This window comes from Nonomuraea longicatena, assembly GCF_039525605.1.
In the GTDB taxonomy this organism is placed as follows: Bacteria; Actinomycetota; Actinomycetes; order Streptosporangiales; family Streptosporangiaceae; genus Nonomuraea; species Nonomuraea longicatena.
Genome location: NZ_BAAAHQ010000004.1, coordinates 130488 through 147686 on the forward strand (window position 1 = coordinate 130488; position 17199 = coordinate 147686).

General features: G+C 71.2%; 16 protein-coding genes. 11 read left to right on the forward strand and 5 right to left on the reverse strand.

Annotated features, from left to right (window positions below; translation table 11 throughout):
• The first annotated feature begins 6 nt into the window (after positions 1-6).
• The 7 genes from ABD120_RS05930 to ABD120_RS05960 are packed head-to-tail and all read left to right on the forward strand — an operon-like array spanning position 7 to position 6115.
• A complete protein-coding gene (locus ABD120_RS05930; RefSeq protein WP_343948670.1) occupies positions 7-444 on the forward strand; it encodes a phage tail protein in 438 nt (145 codons plus the stop codon).
• Positions 445-447: 3 nt separating this feature from the next.
• Positions 448-1203, forward strand: a complete 756-nt coding sequence (locus ABD120_RS05935) for a CIS tube protein (RefSeq protein WP_343948671.1) — start codon at positions 448-450, stop codon at positions 1201-1203.
• On the forward strand, positions 1193-2827 hold the full coding sequence (locus ABD120_RS05940) for a VgrG-related protein (protein WP_343948672.1): 1635 nt from the start codon (positions 1193-1195) through the stop codon (positions 2825-2827). The genes ABD120_RS05935 and ABD120_RS05940 overlap by 11 nt, the downstream gene beginning before the upstream one ends.
• A complete protein-coding gene (locus ABD120_RS05945) occupies positions 2827-3111 on the forward strand; it encodes a PAAR domain-containing protein (protein WP_343948673.1) in 285 nt (94 codons plus the stop codon). The genes ABD120_RS05940 and ABD120_RS05945 overlap by 1 nt, the downstream gene beginning before the upstream one ends.
• A gap of 2 nt (positions 3112-3113) precedes the next feature.
• A complete protein-coding gene (locus ABD120_RS05950) occupies positions 3114-3530 on the forward strand; it encodes a GPW/gp25 family protein (RefSeq protein ID WP_343948674.1) in 417 nt (138 codons plus the stop codon).
• Positions 3530-5509 carry a putative baseplate assembly protein gene (locus ABD120_RS05955; RefSeq protein ID WP_343948675.1) on the forward strand — a complete coding sequence of 660 codons (1980 nt, stop codon included), beginning with the start codon at positions 3530-3532 and terminating at the stop codon, positions 5507-5509. The genes ABD120_RS05950 and ABD120_RS05955 overlap by 1 nt, the downstream gene beginning before the upstream one ends.
• 12 nt (positions 5510-5521) lie before the next feature.
• Complete coding sequence (locus ABD120_RS05960; RefSeq protein ID WP_343948676.1) at positions 5522-6115, forward strand: phage tail protein I; 594 nt, start codon at positions 5522-5524, stop codon at positions 6113-6115.
• Here ABD120_RS05960 and dnaN read toward each other — a convergent pair.
• The 3 genes from dnaN to ABD120_RS05975 form a co-directional block, all read right to left on the reverse strand.
• On the reverse strand, positions 6096-7190 hold the full coding sequence (gene dnaN, locus ABD120_RS05965; RefSeq protein ID WP_343948677.1) for a DNA polymerase III subunit beta: 1095 nt from the start codon (positions 7188-7190) through the stop codon (positions 6096-6098). The genes ABD120_RS05960 and dnaN overlap by 20 nt on opposite strands.
• A gap of 209 nt (positions 7191-7399) precedes the next feature.
• Positions 7400-8053, reverse strand: coding sequence for a LuxR C-terminal-related transcriptional regulator (locus ABD120_RS05970; RefSeq protein WP_343948678.1), 654 nt, complete (start codon positions 8051-8053; stop codon positions 7400-7402).
• A complete protein-coding gene (locus ABD120_RS05975) occupies positions 8047-9447 on the reverse strand; it encodes a sensor histidine kinase (RefSeq protein ID WP_343948679.1) in 1401 nt (466 codons plus the stop codon). The genes ABD120_RS05970 and ABD120_RS05975 overlap by 7 nt, the downstream gene beginning before the upstream one ends.
• A 108-nt stretch (positions 9448-9555) precedes the next feature.
• On the opposite strand from ABD120_RS05975, the gene ABD120_RS05980 reads away from it, so the two are divergent.
• Genes ABD120_RS05980 through soxR form a run of 3 tightly spaced genes read left to right on the forward strand, consistent with a single transcriptional unit; the run spans position 9556 to position 11741 of the window.
• Positions 9556-10461 (forward strand): ABC transporter ATP-binding protein, encoded by a 906-nt coding sequence (locus ABD120_RS05980; protein WP_343948680.1) that lies wholly within the window; start codon positions 9556-9558, stop codon positions 10459-10461.
• Positions 10458-11189, forward strand: a complete 732-nt coding sequence (locus tag ABD120_RS05985; RefSeq protein ID WP_343948681.1) for an ABC transporter permease — start codon at positions 10458-10460, stop codon at positions 11187-11189. Before ABD120_RS05980 ends, ABD120_RS05985 begins: the two co-directional genes overlap by 4 nt.
• A 60-nt stretch (positions 11190-11249) precedes the next feature.
• A complete protein-coding gene (gene soxR, locus ABD120_RS05990) occupies positions 11250-11741 on the forward strand; it encodes a redox-sensitive transcriptional activator SoxR (RefSeq protein ID WP_343948682.1) in 492 nt (163 codons plus the stop codon).
• Between the two features lie 111 nt (positions 11742-11852).
• Here soxR and ABD120_RS05995 read toward each other — a convergent pair whose 3' ends face one another.
• The gene (locus tag ABD120_RS05995) at positions 11853-12299 is read right to left on the reverse strand and encodes a universal stress protein (protein ID WP_343948683.1); all 447 of its coding nucleotides are present in this window, start codon (positions 12297-12299) and stop codon (positions 11853-11855) included.
• A gap of 95 nt (positions 12300-12394) precedes the next feature.
• Positions 12395-15556: a replicative DNA helicase gene (dnaB, locus tag ABD120_RS06000; RefSeq protein ID WP_343948684.1), complete on the reverse strand. Its 3162-nt coding sequence runs from the start codon at positions 15554-15556 to the stop codon at positions 12395-12397.
• A gap of 283 nt (positions 15557-15839) precedes the next feature.
• On the opposite strand from dnaB, the gene ABD120_RS06005 reads away from it, so the two are divergent.
• On the forward strand, positions 15840-17141 hold the full coding sequence (locus ABD120_RS06005) for an MATE family efflux transporter (protein WP_343948685.1): 1302 nt from the start codon (positions 15840-15842) through the stop codon (positions 17139-17141).
• Positions 17142-17199: the final 58 nt, after the last annotated feature.

The window sequence follows — 17199 nt, forward strand, 5'->3', positions numbered from 1 at the left end:
ACGGCGATGGCGAACGACGAGATCGCGGTGGCGGTGTGTTACGCCCTCAAGATCGACGGACACGACCTGGGCACGTTCGACGGCTGCGACGGGCTCGGCTGCGAGGTCGAGATCACGCAGCGCGTGGAGGGCGGGAACAACGGGTTCGTCTGGCAGTTGCCGACGCGGGTGCACTACTCGAACGTACGGCTGACCCGCCCGGTCACCGCCGCCACCCAGGAGGTCGCCCGGTGGTTCGCCGGTGCCGTACAGGGAGGGGCGAGGCGGACCGCGACCATCGAGGCCCGCACGCTGGCGGGCGACCTGATCACGAGCTGGGGGCTGCGCGACGTCGTCCCGGTGAGGTGGACGGGCCCCCGGTTCGACACCCAGACCGCGGCGGCCGCCATGGAGACGGTCGAACTGGCCCACCACGGGTTCTTCGGGCCGGGATGGGGAGGCTGAGCCGTGTCCACACCCATCGCCTTCGCCGCCGCCGCGCCCTCGGGAACCCCCGCGCAGGGGCCGCCGCCCAGTCTCGAACGGGCCTATCTGGAGCTGATGCACCCGCCGAGCGGCGGTCTGGGCCGGCCGGGGGCGGGCTTCGACACCGTCGGCTTCCAGTTCAACCCGAACGAGCTGGAGTTCACCAAGGCCGCACGTTGGCGGCGCAGCCCGCAGCGCAACACGAGGCTGAGCGGTGTCCCGCAGTTCCAGGGTCCGGACCCGTGCCGGTTGACGCTGGAGATGTTCTTCGACGCCGCCGACACCATGGACGACAGCGTCGTCACCTCGGTGGAGAAGCTGTTCACCTGCGTGGTCCCCACGGACAAGTCGCTGGCCAACTCGCAGTCGTGCCCGCCGTGGGTGGTGCTGCGGTGGGGGCTGCTGAACGGGTTCACGGCGTTCGTGAGCGATGTGACGGCCAGGTTCACCCTGTTCACCCCCGGCGGGCTGCCGATCAGGGCGGTCTGCACGGTGACGCTGGAGGAGATCGCCGGGGTCCCGCAGAAGCAGAATCCGACCTCGGGCGGGCTGGGGGCCTTCGACGTGCACGTGGTGGTGGCCGGTGAGTCGCTGGCGGCCGTCGCCTATCGCACGTACGGTGACCCCGCCCTGTGGCGGGCGCTCGCGCGGACGAACGGCATCGACGACCCGATGCGGCTGCGGCCCGGTGCCCGGCTGGTGCTCCCGACGGTGGAGGAGCTGACCCGTGGGCACTGACCTGTTCACCGGCGGCCTCATGGTGGAGGTCGAGGGCGCCCCGCTGGCCGACGACGTGGCGGTCCGGCTGGCCGCCGGTTTCGTCGAGGACAGCGGGTACCTCCCCGACCTGTTCGTGTTGCGTTTCCGCGACGACGCCGGGGTGGTGCTCGCCAAGGGCGGCTTCGTCGTCGGCGCGCGGGTCCGGCTCCGGGTGCAGACCTCGGACCCGGGCGGTCCGCGCCCGCTGATGACCGGTGAGGTCACCTCGGTCGCCTTGGACGTCTCCCCCGACGGAAGCTTCGTCGAGGTGCGGGGGATGGACGAGGCCCACCGGCTCATGCGCGGCCGACAAGTAGCCATATATCCAGAAATGTCGGTGGCGGACATCGTCCGCAAGATCGCTCATCGCGCGGGCCTGCAACCCGGCGACATCGACCCCCTGCCCGGCGTCGGCGGCGCCTCCGGCACCCAGCTCAACCAGGGCGGCCTCAGCGACTGGGAGTTCCTGTCCCGGCTGGCCCGCACCACCGGCGCCAGAGTGCGCGTCACCGACGGCAGGCTCTCCTTCCGGCTGGCCCGCCCGCCTTCGGGACCGGCCGTGACCGTGGCGGCGGGCGGCGCCCTGCTGTCCCTGCACGCCACCGTCACCTCGGCCGGGCAGGTGCCCGAGGTCGAGGTACGCGGCTGGGACTACCAGAACAAGCAGGCGATCAGCGCCAGAACCGCACCGTGCGCCACCGAGTCGCAGGTGGCCGGAGCCGACCCGGTCGCCCTCGGCAGACGGTTCGCCGCCCCGCCGCTGCTGGCCGGCGACAGCACCCGCCGCCTCCCGGCCGACGTGAACGCCACCGCCGACGCGCTCGCCGCCTGCGTGGGCGGGGCTGCGGCCGAACTGGACGGCGTCGTCAGAGGCGATCCCAGGCTGCGCGCGGGCACCGCGATCACACTGACCGACGTCGGCGCCCCGTTCGAGGGGACGTACACGCTGTCGGCGACCCGCCACTCCTTCTCCGGCGCCACCGGTTACACCACCGCCTTCACGGTCGCGCCCGCCGACCCGCCGACCTCCCCGCCGAACGGCACCGGCCTCGTCCCCGCCATCGTGAGCGACATCCACGACCCGGCGGGCCAGGGCAGAGTACGGCTGAGCCTGCCGTGGCTCGCCGACGACTACACCAGCGGGTGGGCCCGGGTGGTCGCGGCGGGCGCGGGAAGCGACCGGGGGGCGGTGCTGCCCTCCGAGGTCGGGGACGAGGTGCTGGTCGGCTTCGAGAACGGCGACTTCGACCAGCCGTACGTGCTCGGCGGCCTGTTCAACGGACAGGACGCGCCGCCCGGCCTGTCGTGCTCGGTGATCGACGACGTCACCGGGAAGGTGAACGTCCGCGCCCTGGTCTCCCGGGCGGGGCATCGGCTGGAACTCGTCGACTCGGTCACCGACGGCGGCGGGGTCCTGCTCGCCTCCGGCGACGGGCAGGTGAGCGTGCGGCTGGACGCCCGTACTGGCCGGATCGAGGTCACCGGCGCCACGGGCATCAGCATCGACGCGGGCGCCGGGCCGCTGGAGCTCAAAGGCGCCCGGGTCACCGTGACCGGCGACGCGGACGTGGAGATCACCGGCGCTCAGGTGAGGATCAACTGATGGGCTTCGCGGCCCGCGTCGGCGACCCGACCGACCATCCGGGCGTGATCTCGGGGCCGGGGGCGGCGACCGTACTCATCGGCGGGATGCCCGCCGCCACCGTCGGGACGATGCACACCTGCGCGTTCCCCTCGCCCACGACACCGCACCCGCCCACGCCCATCGTCGGGCCGGGCAGCGCCACCGTGCTCATCAACGGCCTGCCCGCCGCCCGGGTGGGCGACCGCGCCGGATGCGGCGCGATGGTCCTCCTCGGTTGCCCGACGGTCATGGTCGGAGGCTGATCGTGAACAGGGACTTCATCGGCGCGGGCTGGGCCTTCCCGCTGCGGATCGACAGGACCGGGTCCATCGAACTGGTCAGGGCCGAGCGCGAGATCGCCGAGAGCATCCACCTCATCCTCGGCACCAGCCCGGGAGAGCGCCCGATGCGGCCGGACTTCGGCTGCGCGATCCATGACCTGGTGTTCGCGCCGGCGAACGCGGGCACGGCCGGGCTGATCTCCGCCGAGGTGCGGCACGCGCTGGAACGCTGGGAGCCCCGCATCGATCTGGGCGACGTCCGAGTGGACTTCGGCCGGGCGGCGGAAGGGATCCTGCTCATCGACATCAGGTACAAGATCCGGGGGTTCAACGACCCGCGCAACCTCGTCTTCCCCTTCTACGTCATCCCCCAGCACGACAGTACGCCTGGAGGCCCGTGATGCCGCTGCCCGCTCCGAACCTGGACGACCGGAACTTCCAGCTGCTCGTGGACGAGGCCAAACAGCTCATCCAGGAACGCTGCCCAGAATGGACCGACCACAACGTCTCCGACCCGGGCATCACGCTCGTCGAGGCGTTCGCGTTCATGGTCGACCAGCTCCTCTACCGGCTCAACCGGGTCACCGACCTGCACTACCTGCGTTTCCTCGATCTCATCGGGGTCCGGCTGTTCCCGCCGACGCCGGCCGGCTGCGACCTCACCTTCACGCTGGCGGCGGCCAGGGAGCAGCCGATCGTGGTCCCGAAGGGCACCCAGGTCGCGAGCAAGACCGCCGTGGAGAAGCCGGGCGACCCGATCGTGTTCACCACGACGGACGACTTGGTGATGGTCCCGTGCTCGCTCAGCCACGTCTGCACCGGGCACGCCGGCGGCGCCCCTGTGAACCGGGACGACGAACTGGCCGAAGGGGCCGGAGCGGACTGCTTCGCCCGGGTTCCGCACCAGGGCGACGCCGTGTACCTCGGGCTGTCGAACGCCGTGCCCGGATGCACGATCAGCCTCACGTTCGACTGCGCCGCCGCCGGGGCGGGCGTGGATCCGCGCGACCCGCCGCTCGAATGGCAGTACTGGAACGGCGAGACCGACGACTGGGCGACCTGCGAGGTCGGCACCGACACGACCGGCGGGCTGAGCCACAACGGCACGGTCGAGGTGTTCGTGCCCGCCGACCACGCGGCCTCCGTCGTGGGCGAGCACCGCGCGGGCTGGCTGCGCTGCCGGGTGGTCGAGGCGTTGGAGGGCCAGCCGCCGTACGCGGTGACACCGCACGTGATGTCGGTCAGCGCCAGAACGGTGGGCGGCACGATCGCGGCCCTGCACGCGGAGGCCGTCGAGAACGAGATCGTCGGGATGGCGGAAGGCGTCCCCGGGCAGCGCTTCACCGTGCTGCGCCCGCCGATCGTGGCCACCGGGGACAAACTGGTGGTCCGTGTGAACGCGGACGGCGGGACGCAGGAGTGGACCGAGGTGACCTCGTTCGCCGCCTCCGGCGCCGGCGACCGGCACGTGGTCGTCGACCGCGCCGCCGGTGAGATCGTCTTCGGGCCCGCCGTCCGGCTGGCGGACGGGACGCTGCGCCGGTACGGCGACGTGCCGGAGAAGGGGGCGTTCGTCCAGATACCGCGTTACCTCACCGGCGGCGGGCCCGGCGGCAACGTCACGCGCGGCGTACTGACGGTGCAGCGCGAACCGGTGCCGTTCGTCCGCTCGGTCGTCAACAGGAAGGCCGCGACAGGCGGCGTCGCGACCGAGTCGGTGGCCAACGCCGCCGCCAGGGGACCGCTGCAACTGCGCATCAGAGACCGCGCCGTCACCACGGAGGACTACGAGGAGCTGGCCAGGGAGGCGGCGCCGGACGCGGCGCGGATCCACTGCCTGTCCTCGCCCGACGACCAGAGCGTCCGGGTGCTGGTCGTCCCGTCCGTGACCACCACCGATCTGGTCTTCGAGGATCTGCAGCCGTCCAAGGCCCTGGTCCGGAAGATCGGGCTCTACCTCGACGAACGGCGCTGCCTCGGAGCCCGCGTGCTCGTCGAACCGCCCTACTACCAGGGCATCACCGTCGTCGCCGAGTTGGTGGCCAGGTCGGATTCGGTCCTCGAAGCCGTCCACACCCGCGCCCTGTCCGAACTGTACGGTTTCCTCAACCCGGTCAGCGGCGGCCAATACGGCACCGGCTGGCCGTTCGGCCGCATGGTGCAGTCGGGCGACGTGCACGCGGTGCTCCAGCGCGTGGACGGCGTCGAACTCGTCGAGGACATCCAGTTGTTCGAGGCCGACCCCGTCACCGGGGAGCGGGGCGAGCCCGCCCAGCGGATCACCCTCGAACGGGACACCCTCGTCTTCTCCTACCGCCACCAGGTCAGGGTCTCGAACGAGACATCCTCGTCTCCGCCTACCTCCACCAGATCAGAGTGAGGAGCTGAAACCATGCGCGGAGCCCTCACCCACCTCGCCAGCGCCCACCCGCTGGCCGCACAGCTACCCGTCGTCCTCTTCGAGGACGAGCTGCGGAAGCCGCCGCCCCTGACGCCGCCTCTGCCGCTGGCCCGCCCGCTGACGCGAGCCTTCGACCAGGTGCTCGCGCCGGTGCTGAGCACCCTCGACTGCCTCGACAGCTACCTGGACCCGGCGCTCACCCCCTCCGACATGCTGCCGTGGCTGGCGAGCTGGGTCGCGATCGGCTTCGGCGAGCAGATGACCGAGGCCCAGCGCCGCGCGCTGGTGGCCGAGGCCGTGTCGCTGCACCGCATGCGCGGCACGCAGGAGGCGCTGAGCAAGCTGGTGCGCACGCTCACGGGAGTCGAGGGGCAGGTCACCGAATCGGGCGGGGTGGGGTGGTCGACACGACCCGGCGGCTACCTGCCGGGGACGGCGGAGGCGTCGGTCACCGTCCACCTGCCCGACGAGACCGACGTGGACCAGACCTGGCTGGAGGCGGTGCTCCAACTCGGGGTGCCCGCCCACGTGACCGTGACCGTGACCATGCTCAACCGGCCAGCCGTCACTGACGTAGTGACATGACCAGGTAGCGGAAGAACGGCTCGGCGTCGCCTGGGACGTCCTGGATGAGGGCGGCCCGGGTCGGGGAGTCCATGTTGATGCGCGCGAACTCGGTCTCGACCGCCGTCAGGCCGTCGAGCAGGAAGTGGGACTGGAAGGCGATCTGGATCTCCGCGCCGCGCAGTTCGCACCCGACCACCTCGCTGCCCCGCCCCAGGTCGCCGCCACCGGCTTGGATGCGCACCTGGTTCTCGGTGAACGACAGCCGGATCGCGGTGTTGCGCTCGGCCACCAGCGCCACCCGCTTGATCGCCTCGACGAGCGGCGCCACCGGGACGTCGGCCTTGATGCCCCACTCGTTGGACAGCCGGGCGCGGTAGTCGATGAACTGCTCGTCCAGCAGCCGCACGGTGGTGCTGCGGCCCACGCTCTCGAACCCCGCCACCCCGTCGCCCAGCGCGATCGACACCTCGCCGCCCCGCAGCGACTTGGCCACCTCGACCATGACCTTCGCGGGGACCATCGCCGAGACCGACAGGCCGGGACGCGCCGGACGCCAGGTGAGGTCGCGGGCGGCGATCCGATAGCGGTCGGTCGCGGCCATCGCCACGGCGTCGCCGTCGATGTCGACGCGGATGCCGGTGAGCATGGGCAGCGTGTCGTCGCGGCTGGAGGCGGGGGCGACCTGGGTGACGGCCTCGGCGAACACGCCGCCGCCCACGGCGCCGATGCTCTCGGGCATGGTGGGGAGGGTCGGATAGTCCTCGACGGGCATGGTGATCAGGCCGAACTCGGCGCTGCCGCAGGTCAGAATGGCTTCGGCGCCGTCGGTGACGATCTCGACGTCGTCGGCGGGCAGGCTGCGGCCGATCTCGGCCATCAGACGGCCGGGGATCAGGACCTGACCGGGCTCATCGACGACGGCCTCGATCCTGGCCCGCGCCGAGACGTCGTAGTCGAACGCCGACAGGCTCAGGTCGTCGGTCGCGTCCAGCAGAAGACCGGACAACACGGGCGCCACCGGCCGGCTCGGCAGCACTCTGGCCGTCCACGCCACCGCATCGGCCAGCACATCCCGCCCCAACCGAATCTTCACCGGATCCCCTTCCTTTCCCCCCGACCGTATCCGGTCCCACCGACAAACTTCTCCATCGAGAACCCGGTCGCCTCAAGAAACCGCCCGTTGGCGAACATCCCGGGCAACAGGGCGGCGTGACGGCGGGAAGCCCGCAGCGGGGAGGAGCGTCACCCTGGAGGCCGTCGGCGCGCGGCGGCGGGTGGGGGTCGGCGGGCTTGCCGTAAAGATCAGCGGCTGTTCAGATACGCCAGCACGGCCAGGACGCGGCGGTTGTCGTCGTCCGACTGCGCCAGGTCCAGTTTGGCGAAGATGCTCGCCGTGTGCTTCGCCACAGCGCTCTCGCTCAGGAACAGCCGCTGCGCGATGGCCGCGTTCGAGCGGCCCTCCGCCATCACCTCCAGCACCTCCCGCTCCCGTGGCGTCAGCCCCGCCACCGGCTCGTGCCGCGCGTTGCTGGCCAGCAGCTTGGCGATCACTTCCGGGTCCATCGCGGTCCCGCCGCCCGCCACCCGCCGCACCGCGTCCACGAACTGGTCGGCGTTGAACACCCGGTCCTTCAGCAGGTACCCGATCGCGCCGGACCCGTCCGCCAGCAGTTCCCGCGCGTACAACTGCTCCACGTGCTGCGACAGCACCAGGATCGGCAGCCCCGGCACCTTCGCACGCGCCGCGAGTGCCGCCTGCAGCCCCTCGTCGGTGAACGTCGGCGGCAGCCGTACGTCCACGACGGACACGTCCGGCCGCAGCTCGACCAGCGCCTTGAGCAGCTCGGGGCCGGTCTCGACGGCCCCGACGACGTTGAACCCGTGCGCTTGCAGCAGGTGCACGAGCCCGTCTCTGAGCAGGTAGAGGTCCTCGGCGATGAGCACCCGGTTCAGCATGACGACCTCGAAGTCTCGCTATAGGCGGCGGGGAGCGCGAAGCCCAGCGTGTACAGACCCGTCCCCAGCACCGTCATGGCGATGATCGTCGGCCATTGCCACGGCTCCGGCAGGTGCAGCGCGAGGAACCATACCTTGTCCTCATTCCCGAAGATCTTCATGATGCCCGGCACGATCCCCTGCGGGAACATCGGCAGCCAGGCCGTGGTCCAGGCCACGATCACGACCGCGAGCTTCCAGCGCGGCATCTTGGGAAGTTTCGCCCACGGCCAGGGACCGGACAGCACGGTCGGCACGCTCATCGTCGCCGTCGTGGGCCCGCCCGGCGGGCTGCTGACGGCGAGCACGCCGTCGAAGGCCGAAAGGCGCCGCTCGATGCCCACCAGGCCACTGCCCCTGCTCGGGTCGGCGCCGCCCACCCCGTCGTCAACGACGGTGACGCGCAGGTCGTCCTCGTTGTGGCTGATGTCGATGCCGACGTGTTCGGCGTTGCCGTGGCGGGCGGCGTTCGCGAGCAGCTCGCTGACCGCGAAATACACGGCCGCCTCCACCGGCGCCTGCGGGCGCTGTGGCAGCTCCACCTCCACGTCCACCTTGAGCGGACTGTCCATCGCCAGCGCCCGTACGGCGTCGCCCAGCCCCCGCTCGGCCAGGATCGGCGGATGGATGCCCCGCACCAGCCTGCGCAGTTCGGTCAGCGTGTCGGACGAGGTGTCCCTGGCCTTGGCCAGCAGCGCCTTCGCCGCCTCCGGGTTACGGTCGACCAGCTCCTCGACGGCGCCGAGCGTCATTCCGAGGGCGACGAGCCGCGCCTGGGTGCCGTCGTGCAGGTCGCGCTCGATCCGCCGCATCTCGGCCGCCTGGGTGTCCATCGCCAGCGACCGCACCCGGTGCAGGTGATCGACCTGCCCGGCCAGCCGCATGGCGGCCGTCGGGGCGAGCAGCAGCCGGCACCAGTACGCGTACGCGCGCAGCCCGATCCTCGGCGCGACCAGCAGCGCGGGGGCGAGCACCACGGTGACGAACGGGTCCCAGACCAGCCACAACAGGTCCCGCCAGGTCGCCGGGTCGCCGATCATCCACTTCCAGCGGTCGTTCCACGCCGGGATGCGGGGCGTGCGGTACAGGGTCCGCGAGGAGCGGTACCAGCCGTCGGCCAGCTGCACCGGCGGCGGCGGTTCGGGAAGGTACGGCGTCGCGATCTCCATCCCGGCATGCACGCGGGCGAGGCGGCGGGTCCATCCGGTCAGTCTCCTGACCGTCCGGACCATGGGCGGGAACAGGAACACCATCCCGAGGCAGAACACCAGCGCCAGGCACACCAAGGCGACCACCGCGGCCACAGCCTCGATGATCGCCTTGGCCAGCACCGCCAGCGCCCACCTGAATCGCATGCCACCAGTGTGCAGGAAGGTCACCGAACCCGACACTGCACCTAGGTACACCCCGTCTGGGACTTAACGGGATTCCGGCCCCATCGCCCCGCTCCTAGCGTCAGTGGCATGAACCTGATCGAGGTCAGCCACCTCCACAAGCGCTATCGCGACCATGTGGCGGTCGAGGACGTCTCGTTCTCGGTGGACGAGGGCGAGATCTTCGGCATCCTCGGCCCCAACGGCGCCGGGAAGACCACCACCGTCGAATGCGTCTCCGGTCTCCGCAAGCCGGACGGCGGCCGGATCCGCGTCGCCGGCGTCGACCCCGTCGGCGAACGCGACCGCCTGCGTCTCATCCTCGGTGCCCAGTTGCAGAGCGCGATCCTCCCCGACCAGATCAAGGTCTGGGAGGCCCTCGACCTGTACGCGTCCTTCTACCCGAACCCGGTCCACTGGCCGGACCTGCTCGACCAGGTCGGGCTGACCGCCAAACGGGACGCCAGGTTCGGCAAGCTGTCCGGCGGTCAGCGGCAGCGGCTGTCGGTCGCGCTCGCGCTCGTGGGGCGGCCGCGCGTCGCCGTACTGGACGAGCTCACCACCGGTCTCGACCCGCAGGCCCGCAGGGACGTCTGGGAGCTCGTCGAGCAGATCCGCCGGGACGGCGTGACGATCCTGCTGGTCACGCACTTCATGGAGGAGGCCGAGCGCCTCTGCGACCGCGTCGCGCTCATCGACGGCGGCAAGGTCGCCGCCGCCGACACCCCCGCCGGACTGATCGCCGGGGTCGGTCTCGACCAGTCGGTACGGTTCCGCCCGTCCGAGCCGGTGGACGACGGCGTCCTGCTGGCTCTGCCCGAGGTCCACGCGGTGACCCGCGACGGCGCCCACGTCGTCGTCAGGGGCACCGGCAACCTCGCCCCCGCCGTCACCCTCGCCCTCGCCGAGCACCGGATCGTCCCGGGCGACCTGCGCATCGAGCAGGCGACGCTGGACGACGCGTTCCTCGCGCTCACCGGAAGGAAGCTGCAATGAAGATCCTGGCCGTCGAGACCAAGATGCTCCTGCGCGACTGGCCCGCGCCGCTGATCGTGCTCGCCCTGCCGCTCGGCGTGCTGCTGATCCTGGGCAGCATCCCGAGCTTCTCAGAACCCAACCCGGACCTGGGCGGACAGGCGTTCAACGACACCCAGATGCCCGCGCTGATGCTGGTCCTTTCGCTGCTGACGGTGAGCCTCACGGTGCTGCCGGGCACACTGGCCACCTACCGGGAGCGCGGCATCCTGCGCCGGATGTCCACGACTCCGGTGCACCCCATGCGGGTCCTGGGCGTCCAGCTGTTCATCAACCTGGTGCTCGGCGCGCTGGCGGCCGTCCTGCTCATCGTCATGGCCAAGCTCGTCCTGGGCAGCGCGATCCCGAAGCAACTGCCGGGCTTCGTCCTGGTGTTCCTCCTGGGTACGGCGGCGCTGCTGTCGATGGGCCTGGTCATCGCCGCCCTCGCAAAGACGGCGAAGGTCGCGCCGGTGATCGGCTCGGTGGCGATGACCCCGATGATGTTCGTCTCCGGGATGTGGACGCCGCGCGAGATCATGCCGCCGGTGCTGCGGACCATCAGCGACTACTCCGTGGGCGGCCCGCTGGCGGCGGCGCTGCGCGACACCTGGGCGGGCAACGCGCCGCAACCGCTGCACCTGGTGGTCATGGCGGTGGCCGTGGTGGTTTTCGGCGGCCTGGCCGTACGGCTGTTCCGCTGGGAGTGAGACTCTCGCATAAGCTGCGAAGATGGCGGTTATCGCGCATATCAGCGACAGGGAGTACCGATGAGCAACAAAGCTCCGTGGAACTCCAAGGAGCTCACGGTCGGGCAACTCGCCGAACGCAGCGGCGTCGCCGTCTCCGCGCTGCACTTCTACGAGGCCAAAGGGCTCATCCGCAGCCGCCGAACGGCGGGCAACCAGCGCCGCTACAGTCGCGACACCCTGCGCCGGGTGGCCTTCGTCCGGCTGGCCCAGCGCATCGGGATCCCGCTGAAGACGATCGCCGACGCGCTGGCCGAGCTGCCCGAGGAGCGCACCCCCACCCGCGACGACTGGGCCCGCCTGTCGGCCTCGTGGCGGCAGCAGCTCGACGACCGGATCGAGCAGCTCGTCCGGTTGCGCGACGACCTCACCGACTGCATCGGCTGCGGCTGCCTGTCGCTGGACCGGTGCGCGCTCGCCAACGCGCACGACCGCCTCGGCGACGAGGGTCCGGGCGCCCGCCGCATGGACACCCAGATCGCCGCCTGCGGCGGCGAGGCCGTCTGCTCGTAACGAGCCCGGGCCTTCATCGGCGAGCGCAGCCCGGACGGCAGGGCGAGGCGGCCGGGCAGCGAGTCGTGTCGGCCGGTCCTCGTCTCGGCCGGGACGCGAACCGGGGGTCGGTCAGTCCTTCGCCGGAGGCACGATCAGCGTCGGACGGTGGGCGTGATGGAGCACGTGGTTCGACACACTGCCCAGCAACACCGAACGCACCCCGGCCAGCCCGCGCGAGCCGGTGACGATCAACGAGGCGTCCACCTCGTCGGCGACGTCCACGATGGTCCGCCAGATCGAGTCGTTGTCGGCCACGGCACGATGGCTCACCTCCGGCAACCCGGCGGCCTTGGCCAGCTCGGCACCCTCCCTGGCGTGCTGCTCGGCGAGCTCCCTCCACTCGTCGGCCTGGTCGGCGATGATTCCCGCCGCCGCGATCGGGTGCCTGCGCAACTGCACCAGCAGCGGCTCCCAGACCGTGACCACCAGCGTGGATTCGGCGGTGAGATGCTTGGCCGCGAACTCGATCGCGGCTTGCGCGTCGGCGGAACCGTCGTACGCGATGAGGATTGTCATGACCTTCACTCCTTCGCTCAGAATCACCTCTGAAAGCACCGGAGCGACCCCCACGATTCCACCCAGACCTGTCTACTCGCTCACACCTCCGGTGCTCAGTGCTGGGCCATGTCCACGAAGCGGCTGTAGTGGCCCTGGAAGGCGACGGTGACGGTGGCGGTGGGGCCGTTTCGGTGCTTGCCGACGATCAGGTCGGCCTCGCCCGCGCGGGGTGACTCCTTCTCGTAGGCGTCCTCGCGGTGGAGCAGGATGACCATGTCGGCGTCCTGCTCGATGCTGTTGTGGACGGCCACGCCGTCGGCCACGAAGTTGTGGGTGCCGAGCACGGTCGCGTCGTAGACGACCTGCTCGCCGAGCGGATCGACGGCGACGATCTCGTCCCAGAACACGTCGTTGGCCGCCACCAGTTCGATGCCCTCGTCGTCGAGCACGTCGGCGAGGCCGCCGATCCGCTCGCGCCGGGCGCCCGCCGGGGTCAGCATCGCCTCGCGCAGCCGTTCGCGCAGCTTGCCGTCATGCCGTGGGTCCTGCAGCCGGGCCGTACGGATCGACCGCGCGCACTCCGGGGCGAGGCCGGTCTCGTCGAGGAACCTGAGCTGGTTGTCGGTGTCCTCGACCGTCAGCCGCGTGCCCTCGACGCTCGCGAACACGTTGAGGCGGAGCAGCAGACGGGCCACGTCGTCGGCGGTACGCCGGTCGGGGGCCGTGTACGACACGTGGGCGCGCTCGCCGTCCCAGTGTGCGCCGTCGCCGTGGCGTGCGCCGTCCCGGTGTGCGCCGTCGCCGTGTGTGCTATCGCCGTGTGTGCCGTCGCCGTGTGTGCCGTCGCGCCACAGGGCGGCCACGAAGGCGGCGAGCTGGCGTTTGGGGGCCGAGAACACGCTCTCGACGGTGTGCTCGACCCTGGGGTCCAGGTCGAGCGGGGGCGGCACGTGCCGTACGACGGCCACCTTGGCGCCCACGGGCAGGTCGCCGACCGGGCGCCAGCCGTCGAGGGTCAGGAACGGGTGGTTGGCCGTCGCCTCCACCTCGCGGCCCGACCGCAGCCGCACCCGGTAGACCCGTTTGGTGCCGTTGGGGAAGACGTGCGTCATCGTCCTGGGCACCAGTTTGAGGCGGTCGTCCAGCGACCACACCGGAATGTCGCGCGCGCCCGACGCGAGGAGCTCGCCCAGCGACACCTCCGCGCCCGTGTCGGCGCGCAGGACCCGGGTGCGGGCGGTCAGGCAGCCGGACTCGCGCAGGTCGCTCACCTGGGGCCGCTTGTCCTGCCGCTGCTCGGGGCCTCGGTTGAGCTGCGACATCGCGATGACGGGCACCTCCAGCTCCTTGGCCAGCAGCTTGATGCCTCGGGAGATCTCGGAGACCTCGTTCTGGCGGCTTTCCGTCTTCTTCGGCGAGCTCATCAGCTGGAGGTAGTCGATGATGACGAAGCGCAGGTCGTGGCGCTGCTTGAGGCGCCGGCACTTGGCCCGGATCTCCATCATGGACATGTTGGGCGAGTCGTCGATGAACAGCGGGGCCTCGGCGACCTCGCTCATGCGGCGGGCCAACCTGGTCCAGTCGTCGTCGCTCATCGTGCCCGAGCGCATCGACTGCAGGGAGACCCGGGCCTCGGCCGACAGCAGTCGCATGGTGATCTCGTTGCGCGACATCTCCAGGGAGAAGATGACGGTGGTCATGTTGTGCTTGATCGCCGCAGAACGGGCGAAATCGAGGCCCAGGGTGCTGTTGTGGGTGGGCACGCAGGACCGTCCGGCGAGGTACAGGTGGTCGGCGTTGTCGACCTCCACACACCGCACCGGCCGCGACGGAACCGGCCGCACCTCGACGACCTCTCGTGCGCGTGGTGCGGTCAGCTCGACGACACAGGCGTCCTTGTCGGGTACGGTCACCCGCAGCACCGCCCGGTGCCCCAGGCTCAGCGCGAGTTCGTGGACGTCTTCGGCGAGCTTCGCACCGGAGACCGCGATGCGCGTCCTGCCCGCGTCACCGGCGGCGTCGAGCAGCCCGTCCAGCAACCCCCGCCGCTGCCTCGCCGACGCCCGCAGATAGGCGGGCGGAACCCGAGGTTCCCCCAGAACTCCGAGCACCCGCAACGTGTCCGCCACGGTGTCCTGGGCAGCGCGGGTCGGCAGGGAACCCAGCCAGGTGCCCAGGGTGTGCGGGTCGAGAAGGAGTTCCAGGTCGGGCAGGTCGAAAGCGCCCGCCACGGCGACCGCCACGGCGGCATCGCGGTCGGCGACCGTCCCGGCACCTTGAGCAGCGGCGTCCCCGTCGACCGTCCCGGCACCTTGAACGGCGGCATCCCCATCGACCGATGGGCGGGTCACCGTTTTGGCCAGGACCTCGGTGGTGGACACCGAGCCGTCGGCGAGGCGCCATTCGTGCCAGGCGTCGGCCACGATGACCGTGCCGTCGTCGAAGACCACCTCGTAACACGGCCGGTCGAGCAGCGTGCCGGTGGTCGCGACCACCCGGGTCGGCCGCCCGTCGGCGCCGAGCAGCAGGCCGTCGACGGCGACCTCGCCCATGGTGGTCCACCCGGTGGGCGTCGGCAGCGGCGTGTCGAGCGCCAGCGCCTTGCCCATGGCGGGACGGGCCGCCACGACGATCATCTGCCCGGGGTGCAGCCCGTTGGTGAGCGAGTCGAGGTCCTGGAACCCGGTGGGCACGCCCACCATGTGGCCACTGCGGCTGCCGATGGCCTCAAGCTCGTCGAGCGCGCCCGGCATGATCTCCGACAGCGGCGAGTAGTCCTCGGAGGTGCGCCGGTCGGTGACCTTGTAGATCTCGGCCTGCGCCCGGTCGACCAGGTCGTCGACCTCCTCGTTCTGGCCGCCGTAGCCGAAGGAGACGATGCGGGTGCCCGCCTCGATGAGCCGCCGCAGGATGGCCTGCTCGCGCACGATCTTGGCGTAGTAGCCCGCGTTGGCCGCCGTGGGGACGACCGCCGTGAGCGTGTGGAGGTAGGCGGCGCCGCCGACCCTGGCCATCTCGCCGCGCTTCTGCAGTTCGTCGAAGACGGTGACGGCGTCGGCGGGTTCGCCTCTGCCGTACAGGTCGGTGATGACGTCGTAGACCATCTGGTGGGCGGGGCGGTAGAAGTCGTCGGCGCGCAGGATCTCGACGACGTCGGCGATGGCGTCCTTGGACAGCAGCATGCCGCCGAGGACGGACTGCTCCGCCTCGATGTTGCTGGGCGGGGTGCGCTCGAAGCCCGGCCCGGCTGTGCCGGTCTCCTCGTCAATACTCACCGCGCCCCCTCGAACACTTGCAGGCGGCCGCACCACCCCCACTTGTAGCCGACCCTGTGCGACAGTTTCTCGGCTTCGGGAGGTCACGGCAACGCGGCCTGTGGACAAGGTTGTGGTCAAGCTGTGTACGAGTGGCCCGAACATGTGGGAGGCCTGTGGACGAGCCTGTGGATAACTCTCAAGGTCATCCCCAGATACCGCGCTGACCTGCGGAAACTTTGTCCACCGGCTGTGGAGGAAAGAAAGTTGGCGCGACACGCCGTGTAATGTCCATACTGGACGAATGCCCATTACGCCGCAGGATCGGGAGATTCTCCGCCTAGCCGTGCCCGCGTTCGGCGCGCTGGTCGCCGAACCCCTCTTCCTGCTGGCCGACTATGCCATCGTCGGCCACGCGCTCGGCACCGCGGCCGTCGGCGCGCTCGGCGTGGCGGGCACGATCCTCACGACCCTGGTCAGTCTCTGCGTCTTCCTCGCCTACGGCACCACCGCCCAGGTCGCCCGCCTCACCGGCGCCGGAGAGCACACGCGGGCCATGCGCAGCGGCGTGGACGGCCTCTGGCTCGCGCTCGGCATCGGCCTGGCCCTCATCGCGCTCGGCTGGCCGCTCGCCCCCGCGATCGTCGAGGTGTTCGGCGCCACGCCCGAGCAGTCCGCCGCCGCCGTGACGTACCTGCGGATCAGCCTGCTCGGCACGCCCGCGATGCTGGTCATCCTGGCGGGCACCGGCGTCCTGCGCGGCCTGCAGGACACCGTGACGCCGCTCGCCGTCGCGACCGGCTCGTTCGCGCTCAACGCCGCGCTGAACGCCTGGTTCGTGCTCGGCCTCGGCTGGGGCATCGCAGGCTCCGCCTGGGGTACGGTCGCCGCCCAGACCCTCGGCGCCACCGTCTACGTGGCCGTCGTCGTCCGGGGCGCCAGGAGGTCCGGCACCTCCCTGCTGCCTCATCCACAGGGCGTCAGGCAGGCGGGCACCGCCGGGTTCGCGCTGCTGATCCGTACCGTGTGCATGCGGATCGTGATCCTGGTCGCCACCGCCGTGGCCACCCGCATGGGTCCGCCGGAACTGGCCGCGTACGCCGTCGCCGTCCAGGTGTGGACCCTGCTGGCGTTCGCGCTGGATGCCATCGCCATCGCGGGACAGGCCATCACCGGACGCACGCTCGGCGCCGGTGACGTGGCCGCCACCAGGGCCGCGACCAGGCGCATGGTCTGGTGGGGGCTGTGGTCGGGCGTGGCGCTCGGCGCGCTGGTGCTGCTGGCCAGGCCGCTCGTGCCGCCGCTGTTCGCCGCCGACCCGGAGGTGACCGCGCACCTGCTGGCCGTCCTGTGGCCGGTCGCGCTCTTCCAGCCGATCTGCGGCGTGGTCTTCGTGCTCGACGGCGTGCTCATCGGCGCGGGCGACCAGCGCTACCTCGCCTGGGCGGGGGTGTGGACGACGCTCGCCTACCTGCCCGCCGCCTACCTCGCCTCCGGGTACGACGTGGTCGTCCTGTGGTGCGCCCTCGGCGTCTGGATGCTCGCCCGGCTGCTCACGCTCGCCCGGCGCGCGAACGGCACCGCCTGGCTGGTGACCGGGGCGTGACCGTCCCGTGCTTGCCGTCGCCCGGGCCCTGAGGCACTGTGAGCGAGGTTCCCGAGCG

Bases quoted from the DNA above. Each gene is read 5' to 3' on its own strand.
- ABD120_RS05930 (WP_343948670.1), top strand. From the start codon at position 7: ATGGCGAACGACGAGATCGCGGTGGCGGTGTGTTACGCCCTCAAGATC.
- ABD120_RS05945 (WP_343948673.1), top strand. From the start codon at position 2,827: ATGGGCTTCGCGGCCCGCGTCGGCGACCCGACCGACCATCCGGGCGTG.
- ABD120_RS05955 (WP_343948675.1), top strand. From the start codon at position 3,530: ATGCCGCTGCCCGCTCCGAACCTGGACGACCGGAACTTCCAGCTGCTC.
- ABD120_RS05960 (WP_343948676.1), top strand. From the start codon at position 5,522: ATGCGCGGAGCCCTCACCCACCTCGCCAGCGCCCACCCGCTGGCCGCA.
- ABD120_RS05970 (WP_343948678.1), bottom strand. From the start codon at position 8,053: ATGCTGAACCGGGTGCTCATCGCCGAGGACCTCTACCTGCTCAGAGAC.
- ABD120_RS05975 (WP_343948679.1), bottom strand. From the start codon at position 9,447: ATGCGATTCAGGTGGGCGCTGGCGGTGCTGGCCAAGGCGATCATCGAG.
- ABD120_RS05980 (WP_343948680.1), top strand. From the start codon at position 9,556: ATGAACCTGATCGAGGTCAGCCACCTCCACAAGCGCTATCGCGACCAT.
- ABD120_RS05985 (WP_343948681.1), top strand. From the start codon at position 10,458: ATGAAGATCCTGGCCGTCGAGACCAAGATGCTCCTGCGCGACTGGCCC.
- soxR (WP_343948682.1), top strand. From the start codon at position 11,250: ATGAGCAACAAAGCTCCGTGGAACTCCAAGGAGCTCACGGTCGGGCAA.
- ABD120_RS05995 (WP_343948683.1), bottom strand. From the start codon at position 12,299: ATGACAATCCTCATCGCGTACGACGGTTCCGCCGACGCGCAAGCCGCG.
- ABD120_RS06005 (WP_343948685.1), top strand. From the start codon at position 15,840: ATGCCCATTACGCCGCAGGATCGGGAGATTCTCCGCCTAGCCGTGCCC.